Below are 14870 nucleotides of genomic sequence, written 5' to 3' on the forward strand. Positions count from 1 at the left end.
GAGCTCTTCCAACCCCCTAGAACCTAATCATGAAATTACCCTATTACTCTCTGATTCTGTCCCTAACTCTCGTTTTAACTGCTTGTTCCTCAAAGGATGAAAGTTCTGCAGACGACGGCTGGGTCAGTCTTTTCAATGGAAAAGACCTTACCGGCTGGGAAACCAAGGTGAAAGGCGCAGATGAAGTGTGGTCAGTTGTAGATGGACTTATTGACTGCAAGCCCAAGCTGCTACCTCGCGGGGACAAGGCACTCTGGACTGTCGATAGCTACAAAGATTTCGAGCTTCATGTGGAATGGCGCCTCAAAGACGTGAAGGGGGTTTACAATTTTCCGGTGGTTCTTCCAGACGGTAGTTACCAACTCGATGACAAAGGCGAAAGAGTAGTCAATCCAGGCCCCGGTGCGGATTCGGGCATCTACCTGCGCGGCACCAACAAAGCTCAGTTGAATATTTGGACCTGGCCGATCGGCTCAGGAGAAGTGTATGGCTATCGGAATAACCAAAAAGATCCTGTAGTTCGCGCCGGCGTAACCCCCAAGGTCAATGCGGATAAACCAGTCGGCGAATGGAACACTTTTAAAATTACTATGATCGGAGACCGGCTTTCTGTGACATTGAATGGGCAGCAGGTATTGGATAACGCCCAACTTCCTGACGTTCCCGAAGAAGGCCCCATCGCGGTTCAACACCATGGTGGTTACGATGAAGAGAAGAAAGAGTGGAATGGTGCATCCAGTTTAGTACAATTCCGCAATATTCGGATCAAGGCGCTCTAAAAATAACGGCGCAGCGAGGACGCTGTCGCGCTAACAATTAATTTACTTCGAGAGTGGCAGGACAAGAGCATCCCTGCTCTGCCGCAATCTTCTGTATAGAACTCAAAATACTCCACCGCCTTTACATGAAACTAAAATATATCCTGCTCACCCTTCTCTTATTCCCATTGCTTGGTCTCCAAGCCAACCACCACCAACCTAACTTTGTTGTCATCTTCTGCGACGATCTCGGTTATGGTGATTTGGGAGCTTTCGGAAATCCCACCATTCGCACACCGCACCTCGATCGTATGGCTCAGGAAGGTCAGAAGTGGACGCAGTTTTATTCAGCCGATCCCATTTGCACGCCGAGTCGGGCCGGCCTGCTGACTGGACGTTATCCTATCCGAAGTGGCATGACCTCAAAACTTCGTGGCGTATTGTTTCCAGATTCATCGGGAGGACTTCCTCAAGAAGAAGTGACCATCGCTGAAGTATTGAAACAGAAGAACTATGCCACAGCTACAGTTGGTAAGTGGCATCTTGGCCACCTGCCCCAACACTTACCCATGACCCAGGGGTTTGATTTCTATTACGGGATCCCCTACTCCAATGACATGGCTAAAGTGAAAGGTGCTCCTAATTATAGACAAGGGGCGGAAGATCCCGACTATTACCCCGATACCAACGACTTCGATGTGCCTCTCATGGAAAATGAGGAGAACGCCGAATGGCCCGCCGACCAGAATACCATTTCCAAACGTTACACAGAAAGAGGTGTGCAATTTATTGAGGAAAACAAAGACCGCCCGTTCTTTCTCTACCTGGCCCATTCCATGCCGCACATTCCTCTGTTTGTCTCAGAACAGTTTCGTGGAAAAAGTATACGCGGACTTTATGGGGATGTCATCGAAGAGATTGATTGGAGCGTAGGGCAAGTCCTTGATACCTTGCGTAATCTGAAACTGGATACAAAGACCGTAGTCGTTTTTACTTCAGACAACGGCCCTTGGTTATCGTTTAAAACGCATGGTGGCTCGGCCGGCCCACTCCGTGCCGGTAAAGGCACCACCTTCGAAGGAGGCCAGCGCGTGCCTACGATTTTCTGGGGACCCGGCCGTATTCCCCATCAGGTGGTGAACGGGATGGGTTCCACTATTGATCTATTAGCAACTTTCGCATCTCTGTCAGGAACCAAGGCACCTGAAGATCGAAAGATGGATGGTTACGACTTATCACCGGCTCTGCTCGGGGAAGGCAAAAGCCCAAGGGAAGAATTCTTCTACTGGAATCGCGGACGTTTACATGCGGTACGGTCCGGCCCCTGGAAACTACACTTCTACCAGAACGAACCGGTCAATTACAGTCGCTACCATAAGCTGGACAAGCCGGAGCTCTATCACTTGGAGAAAGACATTTCAGAAGCCTACGAAGTGGCTGATGAAAATCCCGACGTGGTTGGTTACCTTACTCAGAAAGCGGAAATGCACCTGCAACACACCGAGGATTCGTTACCCGAACAAGTCGAAGCTCGAATACCGAACTTTATATACCGCCGCTGACCCTCAAAGCCAGGAAGCTACTCGAAGAATCAATTCCAATCGTAGCGGATAACTACGGTTTTAGCTAACAGGTCCTGAACGGCTTTCTTTTTGGTGTTAAAAGGAAAGGTGATTAATTCAAGAACGTACCAAGCCCCATACAATAACGGTATCATATAATTAGCATAAGGGCTCACCCAAGGATTCTCTGTTCCCTGAAACCCAAACGCCCAAACGATCCATCCGATTGAAAGAAGAATAGGAAGGCTATCTCGGATTAACGCCTGCTTGTAGTTGGTGCGACTTTTCGTCTTCACATCCACAAGGACCGTCTTGGTTACGAACTTTCCCAGAGTTGCTCCATAGGCCCCATGAGAAATGATAAAATACAAAGGAATAATGGCGGCAGACACGATCAGCATCATCGAACTACTCGCTGCTGAGAGGTCAAAGAAATAGATAATAAAGATCGGTAATAGGCGAACAAAAGGCCACAAAATCACCATATCGATCCAGGGCGCCAGTACCCGGGGCCAGCAGGTAGAATAGGGATTCAAATGAACGACACCCTTTTCCCGGTAATAAATAATAGCCGCTGTTGTAATCAGCAGTGGTGCCAGTACGTAGACGAATTCCTCAGCTATGAGTTCTCTCATATAAAGTAGGATAAGATTTGGGAGCAGGATAAGTTGTTAGCAGAAGAACCTCTTTGGTTCAAGGAAGCGACTGTAGAATCACTATCAATCCTCAGCGACAGCGAGACTATTCACTTCCCATCTGATTTTTTGTCCGTAAGTACGTTGAGCCACTTCTAGGTCGTGCGCTGTTTGAAGCCCCAACCAAAATCCAGGAGTTGTCCCAAAATAGGCCGACAAGCGTAGCGCGGTTTCCGCGGTGATTGATCTCCTTCCTTTAATAATCTCTGTTAACCGCGAGGCAGGTATTCGAGCATCTTTCGACACTTGGACCTGAGTTACACCCATGGGTTTGATGAATTCCTCCAGCAATATTTCACCTGGAGTCACAAAATCTAATCTCTTAGAGGCAGCCATTGGTTTAATGATAATCGATGATTGATACGTCGCGCTTTATCCCCTCTTCCCAACGGAACATAATTCTCCATTGGTCATTTACTCGAATACTCCAGAAGCCCTTAAATTCTCCGCGTAAAGATTCCAGATGATTCGATGGTGGAATTCGTAGGTCACGCATATCGTGTGCTTGGTCTATCATTCTTAATTTCCTGCGAACACGTTGCTGAATGTCATTCGGTAACTTTCTAGATCGAATCCCACTAAATACACTCTCGGTTTCTTTGTCTCCAAAGGATTCAATCACAAGTGCACCCTAGCTGAATAGATAATTACGTCAAGCGTAATTACGCGAGACGTAACCCCACCTCATGATACTTTTCAATTCCGGATTCACAGAAAACAATCAACAACAAGTATATCCATCTATAACCCTAGCTTCTCCTTGTGCCAGAGACATTCCAGCAATCGACGAATTGCATCCAACTTTCAAACTAGCTTGAAAGAAAAATTCACACCCCAATTAGGCCCAAACACGCTTTAAGAACCGCACCCAGTTCTTCCAAGCGATATTCTCCATATCTTCGGCCTTGTAACCGCGCGCTTCAAGCATGGGGAAGATCTTCTGCACATCTCCAATTGTATCCAAATCTTCAGGACTTTGTTCCGTTCCGAATCCTCCGTCGAGGTCGGTGCCGATTGCAGCGTGTTCTGAATTACCAGCTAATTGGCAAACACGATCAATGTTATCGACCATGTGTTCAAGTCGTGGGTGAAGCTCTTCGACCGTGGATTTTCTTTTGATCCAATTGGGTACCAGCATCCAGGCATCGAGTGCTGCACCGATAACGGCACCACGCTCAATGAGCTCTTTCATTTGCTCATCGGTAAATTGACGGTGATCCGGAACGAGAGCACGGCAGTTGGAATGACTGGCCCAGACATTACCGCCGAAATGATCCATCGCTTCACGAAAGCTCTCATCACAAAGATGGGTAGCATCGAGGATGATGTTAAGGCGTTCCAATTCTTTCAAAAGATCGCGGCCTACTTGTCCGATTCCTCCCTCCGCATCAGTACCTTGTGCGTAGGTGCCGGGTCCATAGTGCGCAGGGCCCATCGCTCGTAAACCTTGCTCATAGGAGCGTTCAACATGATCCAAGGTTACCATGGAGTCTGCGCCTTCTAAGCTCAGCACGTAACCTATGGGGGTCGTCTCTGGATCTTCATTCCACGCTTTTAAATGCGCATCCAGTTCTGCCGCATTACGTATTTGCCCCATCTCTCCTGCTTCTTCCATTGCGCGATACCAAGCCAATTGTCCTTGCGTTTGAGCCCACGCTTGTTCGGGGGAATGCCAACCGGGCAAAGGATTATCGCGGCGCACATAACGAGCAATTTGGGTGGCAACACAGAGGCCCATATTTCCTTTACGCATGGCGTGTAAGGAGACCGTGTTATTCCCCCGGTCTTTTTTATCCGTCATACCTTCCTCAGATTTCCGGATGGCGTCCACGGACCAACGCAGGTCGCGGTTCCATTCCAGAGCGTTCATAGAGAGGTCAAGGTGGGCGTCAACTAGGAGCATGATATATTATTATTGGAACCACAGAAAGCGCAGAAGGCACAAAAAGGTGAAATAGGAGGCTATTGGATAAATTTGCGTATTTGAAGTCTCGGAGCTCCAAAGTTGATGAGGAGTCCGTGATTAATTTTAGTGGCACGCAAATAGGCAAGAACTTGGGCTATATGCTCATCTGAAATGCTTTTTACAGCTTTTAACTCAACCAGTATCTTATCATCTATGATTAAATCGGCAAGATAGTCACCAACAACCGAGCCATCTTCATCAACCACTGGAATAGGAACTTGCTGCTCCACCTTTAGATTCAACTTTCTCAATCTATTCTTTAATGAGTTCTCATAAACCTTCTCTAAGAATCCATTTTTAAAATACTTGTGCGCGGAAAATGCGGTTTCCCTAATCGTGTCTGCCAAATAATTGATGTCCCCTTCTTTCATTTTGTGCCTTTTGTGCTTTTTGCGGTTAAAATACTACAACCGATGCCTTGCCGCGTTCGTCCACTGTCCGGTAACGACATCGCCTTCCACCACATTCACATGATCATAAAGGGCCATCGTAGGACAAATATGAGCGGGGACCCCTAGATATACATCGCCCACCTGAATCGATTCCCAATTTTGCACTTTGGCAACCAGGTGCTCTTCACTGTGACCAACATACTCAGCGTTTTCCAGTCCGTGAATTTGTACCCTGGGGTGAGACATTTCAGAAGCAACCGCCTTATGCCCCAGTTCAAAACAGACCATGCCGTTCTTAGGCTTACTCACCACTCGAGTTAGCAGAAAAGCGGCATTCTCGAAAGGCATGTCAGCAAGCCTGATGCTACTGTTTAAATCCCAAAGCAACGTAGTCCCTGGACTCAATTCAACTCCTTCACGTTTGGCATGAATCGGGAACGATGGAGAACCGCCCGCAACCACCACCGGGGGAGCGAATCCCATTTTGTTGAGCTGGCTTATCAGGTCCTCAGCTTCTGCATAAGCCTTGTCCACCTTTTCAGTTCGTTCGCTCAGTGATTTATCCTGAATGTGACCGTCATAGACATGTAGCCCTCGAATATCGAGACGCGGCATCTCATGAAGCACTTTGTAACGTGCGACGGCCTCCATTCCAGGAAGCACTCCGGTTCGATTCATTCCGACGTTGATGTCTAAAAATACCCCCAGTCGAGTCGAATGAGTTTCACAAGCTTTATTCAGCTGATGGATGATGGCCGCATTATCCACCACCACGGAAAATCGAGTGTCGGGAAATTGTGAGGACATCTCAACCAGGAGTTCCATTTCTGGTCCCACAGGCTGAATGGCCATGAGCAGTCCCTCGACTTTTTCTTCAGCCAGTAGGTTAGCTTCGGCCAGGGTCGCGCACTTAAACTTTGAGATCCCGGCTTCCACCTGCATGCGAACCACTTCAGCCAACTTATGCGTTTTGATATGGGGTCGTAGCCGGGACGGATCACCCGCGATTTTCACCATCTGCTGAATGTTATTCCGAATCCGGTCAGGATAGATTAACACCGCAGGTGACGGAATGCTTGTCACATCAGGAATGGTTCCAGGGAAAAGAGGCATATTCAAAAGAATCAGTCGTTATGGCAGTTTCGACAAGCTTAACTGTCTGGGCTTACGATCAGAACATCGTAAGACTGTTTGTCCATAGGGAGTGCTCCTTCATGACGTAGTTCCACGTTGGCTCCTGTCCCATCCGCAGCCGTTCCTTCGTTTTGCCAGTCACCGGATGCCAAGGTCTCACGACGGCGAAGTTGATAAGTAGCACCCACCCCGGTATCAAGACTCACAACGACATCATTTCCATCTATTGCGGGTTGGCCTTCGATGAGGATCGTTTTGATTCCTTGTCCGGCAGCAAGCAACGAGAAGAAGAGACAGGAGAGGAAGACTATTATTCGAAAATGCATAGCTCAGAAACAATTAAGAATTCAATCTTCAGCTTATCCCATTTCGACTAGACTTGTAAGCCTTTCAATAGCTTGAAATAAATGGCTTACTCGAATCAAAGCTACTCAAAGACAAAGTCACTACCCCACTATTATGCCTCAAAATAACTATAAAGTCGGAGTCATCGGTTACGGCTGGGCTGCGACAGCTCACATTGATGCCATTAATGGAACGAACCAGTGTACGGTTACCGCGGTTTATTCTTCGCGCGAACTGGACGCCCAGGACCTAAAAGCCGCTCATAATTCTGACATCACTCCATATCAGGACCTCGATGACATGCTGGCTGATCCAAACGTGAATACGGTCTCGATCACCTCCTACCCGGGACAGCACAAAGACCAGGCCATTGCTGCTGCCAAAGCGGGAAAGAACCTTATTATCGAAAAACCACTGGCTTTATCCCTAACCGATTGTTACGAGATTCAAACAGCCGTTAACGAAGCGGGCGTTCAGGCCTGTGTGTGCTTTGAAGTTCGCTTTATCAGCCAGTTTCAAACCACCAAAAAGATCATCGATGAAGGACTCTTAGGAGACATTCATTATGGAGAGGTCGATTACTACCACGGCATTGGTCCCTGGTATGGTCAGTACCGCTGGAATACGACCAAAGAAAATGGAGGTAGCAGTCTTCTTTCGGCTGGTTGCCATGCGCTCGATGCATTGCTCCTGTGCATGGGGAACGATGTGACATCCGTTTCATCGATGGGTACACAATCAACCCACGACGTTTTTTCAAAATACGAATACCCCACCACAACGGTCACCTTGATAAACTTTGCCAATGGCAAGGTAGGCAAAGCGGCATCCGTCATAGATTGTTTTCAACCGTATTACTTTCACACGCATTTAGTAGGAAGCGAAGGGAGCATGCTCGATGATAAGATCTACTCAGCCAAGTTGCATCTTCGCGATAAGGAGTGGACGAAACTTCCCATCGCTATGGCTGACTCGGGCGATGTGGCAGATCATCCTTACCAGGATCAGTTTCAGGCATTCTTTGATGCACTGGACGAAGGTAAAGCGATGCCACTTACATCCTTAGACGAAGCCATTAAATCGTTCGAAGTGATCTTTGCTGCTGACAAATCGGTAGAAGAAAGACGTCCGGTTACGATCGAAGAAATGAGAGCACATGGGTGAAGCTAAATCGGCCTTGGGCATGTTCGCCCACCCTGACGATATCGAGTTTGTCGCAGCAGGCACTTTACTCCTATTGAAGGAGCGTGGCTGGGATATTCATTACATGAATCTGACGGGAGGAGATCTCGGTAGCCTGGAACACGATCGTGATGAGACACGCTGCATTCGCATTCAAGAAGGACAGGATGCGGCAAAACTACTGAGAGCCACATTCCACGATCCCGTGTGCAATGACTTGGAGATTCTGTACGAGCTGGAAACGATTCGGCGCATTACAGCAGTCATTCGCGAGACTGATCCTAGCATTATTCTGACGCACGCTTTGAGCGATTACATGATGGATCATGAAAACACGGCGAAGCTCACTGTATCATCCGCCTTCGTAAAAGGCATGCCCAACTATGAAACCCACCCTCCCGTGGAAGCGGTTTCGACCAACACGACTATCTACCATGCCATGCCTCACGGGCTGCAAACGCCCATGCGTGAAAAGGTGCGGGCTGGACTCTATGTCGATACCGGTTCCGTTCATTCAACCAAGCGCGAAGCATTAGCAGCTCACAAAAGCCAAAAACACTTTCTCGATGCGACCCAAGGCATGGACTCCTACCTGGTTACCATGGATGAACTTTCCAAAGGGGTTGGTAAGTTGTCTGGCCGATATGAACATGCCGAAGGCTGGCGGCGCCATTTGCACTTAGGGTTCAGCACTGAGGAGCAGGATCCATTGGCCGAAGCGTTGAAAGACGTGTGCTGTATAGATGAGGCCTACGAAGCGTCACTTCGCGAACCAAAGTAAACGTTCGTCATGAAAACACACAGGCTAAGATGTCTGTGCTACTTCAGCAAGCTCAGGCGAGTTCATCTTTGCATACACTTTACTTGCCGTAAGCCCTGCAAGAACAAGAGACACAATCAACCCGATAGTTGCTAGAATTAGAATCGGTTTGGGAGTTTTCCGATCACCACTCAGTTCTTTTCGAGTGCCCAGATAGATTAAGGCAGCCGCCAACGCTGGAATGCCCAAAACAGTCAGGGCCTGAGCGAACGTTATAAGTAAAACCGTGCTGCCCTCTTGGACAAGAGAAGCAATCGCAACCATCATCCCAACCAACAATGCCAAAGCAGTTAAGTGGACTGGCCAACGGTCATTCAAACGAGAACCTTTACCCAAAGCGTCTGACATAACGGTACCCCCTATCATGGCATTAACCAGGAAGGAGCTCAATGCACCTGCCAAAATTCCACCGGCAAAAATGTAACGTGCACCCGAACCAAACAGTGGTTCTAACTGACGAGCGACATCGCCCACCGATGCTAGGGTGACTCCGCCAGGCATTCCATAAAAAGTGCGCCAAGCCGTTAAGAGGATGATCACGGTGATAATACCCAGCACTGATATACTCACCATGGAATCCAACATGCCTTTGCGGACATCTCCCATTCCCCAGCCACGTTCTTTTACCAGGTAGGCTTGGTAAAATGCACCTCCGACTGAGAAAGTCGTTCCGATCATACCCAACAGTGGAATCAGGTCAGGACTGCCAGTTGGGCGGACGGGTTCGAAGTCGGGTGGATTAAAAAGCACGAGCAAGAAATTCACCACAAAGGCCGCACACATGAAAGCGATGAGAAACTTCATCAACTTTTCAATGAAGCGATAGAGATCTCGCATTCGATAAAGGATTCCAAGGATGACCGCATTGAAAGCGATCAGGACCACGACCCGAGCGGATGAAGAAAGGGTCTCTTCTGTGATCAATGGTTCTAATCCACCAATTATGGCGATATTGTTGGAAGACTGAAACAGCGCAACCAGAGTGAATAGGATGAGCCCAATCAAAATCGTTACGCCGCGGCCGAGACGAGCTGCCAGTTCATCGCACAAACTGCTTTCATAGACCACACCTAGACGGGCAGACAAAGCCACCATGGCAATCATTAGGATCGCAGCACCAATGATGATCGGTACTCCCACCAATCCAAAACTGGCTCCCACTTTAGAGCTAGTCAGAATAGAGCCGGGGCCCAAGACAACAGCAGCGACAATAAGGGCAGGACCGATGGATTGAAGTAAGCGTTTCATGTGTTTAAACCTAATGCCTTGCGTGGGTTTGTATCAATGAGTTGCTGAATATCAGCATCACTCAACCCGAGTTGTTCTCTTAAATTCCTTCGAAGCCGCGCCATGGTAAGCGTTGATCCTGCCAGATTGGCCGAGCCAGGTCGACGAGCGACACCTTCATCATCCACCTCAACCTCGAAACCAGAGAGTCGATGCAGCCCCGGTCCGAGACGCGCGGCACTGATAGCGTCTGTCACCATGATCGCTCGTTCCACACCCACTAAATCCAAATAATTCTTCAAACTATAAAAGTTGATGTGGTGGCCATCAGGAATGAAACAGATCCACAACTGTTCTCGAAAGTGGAGAAAACGTTGAACCACATTGTCGTGACGAGGCAACTCAACCGGACAACCATTACCGAGATGCGTGACCATACTCAGTCCATTATCGATCGCTCCTTTGAGTTGCTCCAAGCTAGGATTGCAGTGGCCGGCGGAAACCACAATTCCTTCACCCTTGAGGAAACGTGTGGTTTCGAAATACGGATCCATCTCAGGAGCCAAGGTCACCAGGCGAACCAATCCTTTTCCTACGTCCAGCATGCGTTTGGCATCGTCCACGTTAGCCAGTTTCACATACTCAGCATCGTGAGCTCCAATATACCCAGGGGCAGGATTCAAGAACGGTCCTTCCACGTGAATGCCAGCGATCATTTTCTGAGCAAGCGGATCCTTTTCACGTAGATGGACCAGGTTTGCCACTTTCAGCAGCAATCGATCAAGGCTATCGGTTATGATAGTCGCCAAAATAGAATCAAACCCATCGGTCTCGAGCGCCACGCAAGCAGAATGAAGATCTTCCACTGACAGCCCGGGTGAACAAAAGTCAGTCCCGGCATAACCATTCACTTGTATATCAAAAGGGTTCACAGCAATGATGCAGAAGGAGTATCCAGAAACATATGACAATCCGGATGTGTTTGCAAAATAGAAGCCGGAACATCTGGAGAAACCGGACCTTGGATCGCAGCTCTGACCGCTTCTGCTTTCCGCTCATCAGGAACGGTGCAAATGATCGTACGGCTTTTCATGATTTGTTGCACCGACATGGAAATCGCCTGTTTCGGGACTGAATCAAAATCAGGGAACCAGCCTTCCCCCAATTGTTGATTGCGACAAGCCTCGTTTAATTCAACCAGTAGATAGGGCTCGGTTGTTTCAAAGTCCGCGGGAGGATCATTGAAGGCCAAATGTCCATTCTCTCCAATTCCGACGAACGCTACATCAATCGAAGTCTTTGATAACATCTCCCCTACTCTCTGGCACTCATCTTCAGGGTCTGTTTCTCCATCGAGGTAATGAAACTCCTTCAAGGGACAGGGCAGAAGATCCACAAAACGTTCTTTTAAATACTTTCGAAAAGAGGCCGGCTGCTCGATAGACAATCCTATATACTCGTCGAGGTGAAAACCGGTTATGGAGGTCCAATCCAAATGGAGGAGGCGCAGTTGTTCGAGCATTTCAAATTGAGATGCACCTGTAGCCACTATTAAGGCAGCAGAATTGGATTCGGACAGCGCTTCATGAAGCCGCTGAGCACCTGAAGCAACTGCTGCCGCTCCCATTTCCTCTTTTGAACCGAAGACTCGTGTCTTCATTTAGCGGTCACGCGCGACACCATTTTTTCTAATCGCTTGGCATACTCCACCCACAGTTTCCGAGCCTCGCCGGAGTCATCGATATCCTGCCCGGCATGGACGGCCGCCATCATATGCGGTTCGATAGATAGCCAACCTTCGTAATGCGTGTCTTCCAAATCCTGCAAAATCTTTTCCTGGACGTCATCCTCGTCTATATAACAGGCCACGTACTTATCGCCCTCAGGACCTGGTTTTGCCGCCTTGATATGCACATGAGTCACGTGCTCCCAGCAGGCTCGGTAATAATCCCAAGTGACCTCCGTATTATTTTCATGGAGGCTATTGTTGCCTGTATCAAAGATCAGTTGAAATGCAGGACTATCGATCACGTTGACCAATTCAAGGAATCCAGCAGCTGTTTCGCCATAGCCGGCACAGTTTTCGTGCCCAAGAATGACCCCTTCCCCTTCAGCGATTTTGGAAAGCTCACTCAGTCGCCGAATGGTTTCCTGTCTCCAGGAAGCACGACTCAGAGGCGTGTGCCCTGAATTTGGGTACGACATGATCCTGAGGAACTTGCAATTGGCTTCCCGTATTCTCGGAGCGACCCGTCTAAGTTCGGCCACATCGAGCTGAAAATCCGTATTGATGGCTCGTGACCAGTTTCCAATCTGACCGCCAAATCCAACGACTTGGATACCTGATTCCTGGAGTGTTTCAAAAGTATGTTTCCACTCGTCCTCAGATTGATCGCACACATTGGCGCCATCAATCAGGCGTAGCTCAATGGCGGACCAACCTACCTCCTTGAGTGTAGCTATTTGATTGGGGAGAGATTTTTCTGCTTCGTCGGTAAAACCGGTCAATTGAAATGGCATGGTCTTATTAAGACTAGATTTTCGCTAGCATCAACAGGAATTCCGTACTGTATGCAAAAGAGTGGAAGAAGCTATTGAATGTTGCCACCAATAAGATCCGAATATCTCCTTAAATCAGCTCTATGAAAATCCGTATTCTACTCATTACCCTTCTTGTTACCCTGCTGAACTCATCTCTCTACGGTGAGGACAGACCTAACTTCCTCATCCTTATGTTGGATGATGCAGGCTGGACGGACCTTAGTTCCTACGGAAGCCGTATCCAAACGCCCCATATGGATAGTCTAGCGGATGAAGGAATGCGCTTTACCGACTGTCATGCTCCGGCTCCCAATTGTTCACCATCGCGTATAGGCATGCTAACGGGCCGTAGCCCTATTAGAGCCGGGATTTTCAATTACCTAAACCCGGGTACGCCTATGCATCTCCAAGCCGAGGAGGTGACAATCGCCAACTTACTGCAAGATGCTGGTTATGCGACGGGCCATTTTGGGAAATGGCATGTCAGTAAACTTAATTCCGACCAAGCCCAGCCAGAAGATCACGGCTACGATTATTACCTGGGAACCGATAACAATGCAGAGCCTAGCCACTTAAATCCTGAAAACTTTGTCCGGAACGGAATCGAACTAGGAATGATCAAGGGCTACTCCTGCGACATTGTTGCAGACGAGGCGATTGGATGGTTAAGGGCCCACGTATCGGAAAAAGAGAAACGGCCCTTCTTCACTACCGTCTGGTTCCATGAACCGCATGTTAGAATTGCATCTCCCCCCGACCTGGTGAGCGAATATGAGACACGTCATCCGGACATCAATCGCCGTGAAGCCGAATACCTCGCCAATGTAGCAAACGCCGACAGGGCCGTTGGAAGAATCTTGGAGACCCTGGAGCATTTGGAATTGGATGAAGATACCGTAGTTTTCTGCACGTCCGATAACGGGGGGTTGAACACATTTTCGAATGAGGGCTTACGCGGTTTTAAGTCCAATGTCTGGGAAGGTGGTCACCGAGTCCCAGGAATTTTCCGTTGGCCAGGGAAAATAAAAGCCGGCTCAGTATCTCACGACACGATCGGATTTGTGGATCTACTACCCACCTTCTGCGACTTGGCCGGAGTTTCACTTCCCAAGGGTCGACATCTAGATGGGCTCAGTATTAGTAATCACCTTACAGAGGGCGAATTGATAGACAGGGAATACCCGCTATTTTGGTTTTTCTATCGGGTGAATCCTTCGATGTCTTTTCGCCAAGGGGACTGGACACTGATTTCCAATACTACGGACAGTATGCGAAGAAAGACTCACGCGATTTCCAAGGAAGATCTTCCCATTATCAAGTCGGCAGAGCTAAGTGACTTTCAACTGTTTAACCTGAAGGATGACTTGGATCAAACGACCGACGTCAAAGAGAAACATAAGAAGCAATTTGAAAAGATGAAGGCCCAGATGATAAAGGTTCATAAGGAGATTGTTACCGAAGGTGAGCACTGGGACCTACCCGTGCAGAACACTCCGAAAAAGCCGATCGGGAAATAGATTAGAGATCTATTCAAAATAGGACACATTCACAGGTTCAAGAATAGGTCCTAATTCATCACTATCATTTTTCTCTTCGTCCTTGCATCCATTGGCACTAGGTTCCAGGACCGAATACAGGAAGAAGCCAACGCCTCCAAGAAGAACGAGGACGATGAATAAACCCGAGGGAAGGATACGATCAAAATTTTCATCATAAATCCCGAACGCGACACCCAACACAGCCACTACAAGGATAGGCAATAGATAAGCCGGAAGTGGTTTTATATCTTTGTCCTCAAATGGATGGCTCAAAGCTTCTTTCGTAAGCTCATCTTCCTCTCCAGTGACTTCAGTGTCAGTTTCATCAAATTTCTTCAAGCAATCCTGGCAGTACATCCGTTTTCTACCAATGGGAAGGATCATAATGAATCCAAAAAACATGATGAGGTTCCACCAGCTCAGCCGCAGGTAGCGAATTCTGGTTGAATCACAATGGGGGCAATGCTTATCCCCTTTGTCCTCCTCCAATGCCCCTATGATACCAATGGCATCTACAACATGTTCCTCATCAACCAGAATATCGATGCCATGAACGGCATTGGATATCAGCGGATCTACCGCGATTATATAATCATTGGTGAGCTCACAGGGGATGCCGAAGGACTCAAGCATCGAAATCAGCAAGTGAGCTTCCTCAACCGTTTCGACTGTCTGAATGCGTTTCAATATGTGCGGAGTTAATGAGTGGT

Annotated in this window: 17 protein-coding genes; 5 read left to right on the plus strand and 12 right to left on the minus strand. The window is 48.2% G+C overall.

Annotated features, from left to right (window positions below; all coding sequences use genetic code 11):
- The first annotated feature begins 29 nt into the window (after window positions 1-29).
- Window positions 30-779: a DUF1080 domain-containing protein gene (locus tag GA003_16720; GenBank protein QXD27637.1), complete on the plus strand. Its 750-nt coding sequence runs from the start codon at window positions 30-32 to the stop codon at window positions 777-779.
- A 125-nt stretch (window positions 780-904) separates the two neighbouring features.
- A complete protein-coding gene (locus GA003_16725; GenBank protein QXD27638.1) occupies window positions 905-2320 on the plus strand; it encodes a sulfatase in 1416 nt (471 codons plus the stop codon).
- Window positions 2321-2349: 29 nt separating this feature from the next.
- On the opposite strand, the gene GA003_16730 is transcribed toward GA003_16725, so the two are convergent.
- The 7 genes from GA003_16730 to GA003_16760 form a co-directional block, all read right to left on the minus strand.
- Complete coding sequence (locus GA003_16730; protein QXD27639.1) at window positions 2350-2955, minus strand: RDD family protein; 606 nt, start codon at window positions 2953-2955, stop codon at window positions 2350-2352.
- Window positions 2956-3039: 84 nt separating this feature from the next.
- A complete protein-coding gene (locus GA003_16735; GenBank protein ID QXD27640.1) occupies window positions 3040-3351 on the minus strand; it encodes a HigA family addiction module antidote protein in 312 nt (103 codons plus the stop codon).
- Window positions 3352-3355: 4 nt separating this feature from the next.
- Window positions 3356-3637: a type II toxin-antitoxin system RelE/ParE family toxin gene (locus GA003_16740; protein QXD27641.1), complete on the minus strand. Its 282-nt coding sequence runs from the start codon at window positions 3635-3637 to the stop codon at window positions 3356-3358.
- A gap of 216 nt (window positions 3638-3853) precedes the next feature.
- Window positions 3854-4918 (minus strand): membrane dipeptidase, encoded by a 1065-nt coding sequence (locus tag GA003_16745; protein QXD27642.1) that lies wholly within the window; start codon window positions 4916-4918, stop codon window positions 3854-3856.
- 59 nt (window positions 4919-4977) lie between these two features.
- A complete protein-coding gene (locus tag GA003_16750; protein ID QXD27643.1) occupies window positions 4978-5352 on the minus strand; it encodes a GxxExxY protein in 375 nt (124 codons plus the stop codon).
- Window positions 5353-5385: 33 nt separating this feature from the next.
- Window positions 5386-6486, minus strand: a complete 1101-nt coding sequence (locus GA003_16755) for a D-TA family PLP-dependent enzyme (GenBank protein QXD27644.1) — start codon at window positions 6484-6486, stop codon at window positions 5386-5388.
- Window positions 6487-6524: 38 nt separating this feature from the next.
- The gene (locus GA003_16760; protein ID QXD27645.1) at window positions 6525-6833 is read right to left on the minus strand and encodes a hypothetical protein; all 309 of its coding nucleotides are present in this window, start codon (window positions 6831-6833) and stop codon (window positions 6525-6527) included.
- A 133-nt stretch (window positions 6834-6966) separates the two neighbouring features.
- Between GA003_16760 and GA003_16765 the strand changes: the two genes are divergently transcribed.
- Entirely contained in the window at window positions 6967-8016 is a 1050-nt protein-coding gene (locus tag GA003_16765) for a Gfo/Idh/MocA family oxidoreductase (protein ID QXD27646.1), read from the plus strand.
- Window positions 8009-8815: a PIG-L family deacetylase gene (locus GA003_16770; GenBank protein QXD27647.1), complete on the plus strand. Its 807-nt coding sequence runs from the start codon at window positions 8009-8011 to the stop codon at window positions 8813-8815. The genes GA003_16765 and GA003_16770 overlap by 8 nt, the downstream gene beginning before the upstream one ends.
- Before the next feature lie 24 nt (window positions 8816-8839).
- Here GA003_16770 and GA003_16775 read toward each other — a convergent pair whose 3' ends face one another.
- From GA003_16775 to GA003_16790, 4 genes are read right to left on the minus strand one after another with little or no spacing between them, the layout of a single operon-like run.
- Entirely contained in the window at window positions 8840-10102 is a 1263-nt protein-coding gene (locus GA003_16775) for a divalent metal cation transporter (protein QXD27648.1), read from the minus strand.
- The gene (locus GA003_16780) at window positions 10099-11013 is read right to left on the minus strand and encodes an N-acetylglucosamine-6-phosphate deacetylase (protein ID QXD27649.1); all 915 of its coding nucleotides are present in this window, start codon (window positions 11011-11013) and stop codon (window positions 10099-10101) included. Before GA003_16780 ends, GA003_16775 begins: the two co-directional genes overlap by 4 nt.
- Window positions 11010-11741 carry a glucosamine-6-phosphate deaminase gene (locus GA003_16785; protein QXD27650.1) on the minus strand — a complete coding sequence of 244 codons (732 nt, stop codon included), beginning with the start codon at window positions 11739-11741 and terminating at the stop codon, window positions 11010-11012. The genes GA003_16780 and GA003_16785 overlap by 4 nt, the downstream gene beginning before the upstream one ends.
- On the minus strand, window positions 11738-12601 hold the full coding sequence (locus GA003_16790) for a sugar phosphate isomerase/epimerase (GenBank protein QXD27651.1): 864 nt from the start codon (window positions 12599-12601) through the stop codon (window positions 11738-11740). Before GA003_16790 ends, GA003_16785 begins: the two co-directional genes overlap by 4 nt.
- Before the next feature lie 122 nt (window positions 12602-12723).
- On the opposite strand from GA003_16790, the gene GA003_16795 reads away from it, so the two are divergent.
- Entirely contained in the window at window positions 12724-14139 is a 1416-nt protein-coding gene (locus tag GA003_16795; GenBank protein QXD27652.1) for a sulfatase-like hydrolase/transferase, read from the plus strand.
- Window positions 14140-14148: 9 nt separating this feature from the next.
- On the opposite strand, the gene GA003_16800 is transcribed toward GA003_16795, so the two are convergent.
- Entirely contained in the window at window positions 14149-14847 is a 699-nt protein-coding gene (locus tag GA003_16800) for a hypothetical protein (protein ID QXD27653.1), read from the minus strand.
- Window positions 14848-14870 lie beyond the last annotated feature (23 nt).

Source organism: Opitutia bacterium ISCC 52 (assembly GCA_014529675.2).
Taxonomy (GTDB): Bacteria; Verrucomicrobiota; Verrucomicrobiia; order Opitutales; family UBA2995; genus UBA2995.

Excerpts from the sequence above, each read along its gene's own strand:
- GA003_16775 (QXD27648.1), bottom strand. The coding sequence starts at position 10,102 with ATGAAACGCTTACTTCAATCCATCGGTCCTGCCCTTATTGTCGCTGCT.
- GA003_16750 (QXD27643.1), bottom strand. The coding sequence starts at position 5,352 with ATGAAAGAAGGGGACATCAATTATTTGGCAGACACGATTAGGGAAACC.
- GA003_16765 (QXD27646.1), top strand. The coding sequence starts at position 6,967 with ATGCCTCAAAATAACTATAAAGTCGGAGTCATCGGTTACGGCTGGGCT.
- GA003_16755 (QXD27644.1), bottom strand. The coding sequence starts at position 6,486 with ATGCCTCTTTTCCCTGGAACCATTCCTGATGTGACAAGCATTCCGTCA.
- GA003_16720 (QXD27637.1), top strand. The coding sequence starts at position 30 with ATGAAATTACCCTATTACTCTCTGATTCTGTCCCTAACTCTCGTTTTA.
- GA003_16725 (QXD27638.1), top strand. The coding sequence starts at position 905 with ATGAAACTAAAATATATCCTGCTCACCCTTCTCTTATTCCCATTGCTT.
- GA003_16770 (QXD27647.1), top strand. The coding sequence starts at position 8,009 with ATGGGTGAAGCTAAATCGGCCTTGGGCATGTTCGCCCACCCTGACGAT.
- GA003_16735 (QXD27640.1), bottom strand. The coding sequence starts at position 3,351 with ATGGCTGCCTCTAAGAGATTAGATTTTGTGACTCCAGGTGAAATATTG.
- GA003_16795 (QXD27652.1), top strand. The coding sequence starts at position 12,724 with ATGAAAATCCGTATTCTACTCATTACCCTTCTTGTTACCCTGCTGAAC.
- GA003_16760 (QXD27645.1), bottom strand. The coding sequence starts at position 6,833 with ATGCATTTTCGAATAATAGTCTTCCTCTCCTGTCTCTTCTTCTCGTTG.
- GA003_16790 (QXD27651.1), bottom strand. The coding sequence starts at position 12,601 with ATGCCATTTCAATTGACCGGTTTTACCGACGAAGCAGAAAAATCTCTC.
- GA003_16730 (QXD27639.1), bottom strand. The coding sequence starts at position 2,955 with ATGAGAGAACTCATAGCTGAGGAATTCGTCTACGTACTGGCACCACTG.
- GA003_16745 (QXD27642.1), bottom strand. The coding sequence starts at position 4,918 with ATGCTCCTAGTTGACGCCCACCTTGACCTCTCTATGAACGCTCTGGAA.
- GA003_16785 (QXD27650.1), bottom strand. The coding sequence starts at position 11,741 with ATGAAGACACGAGTCTTCGGTTCAAAAGAGGAAATGGGAGCGGCAGCA.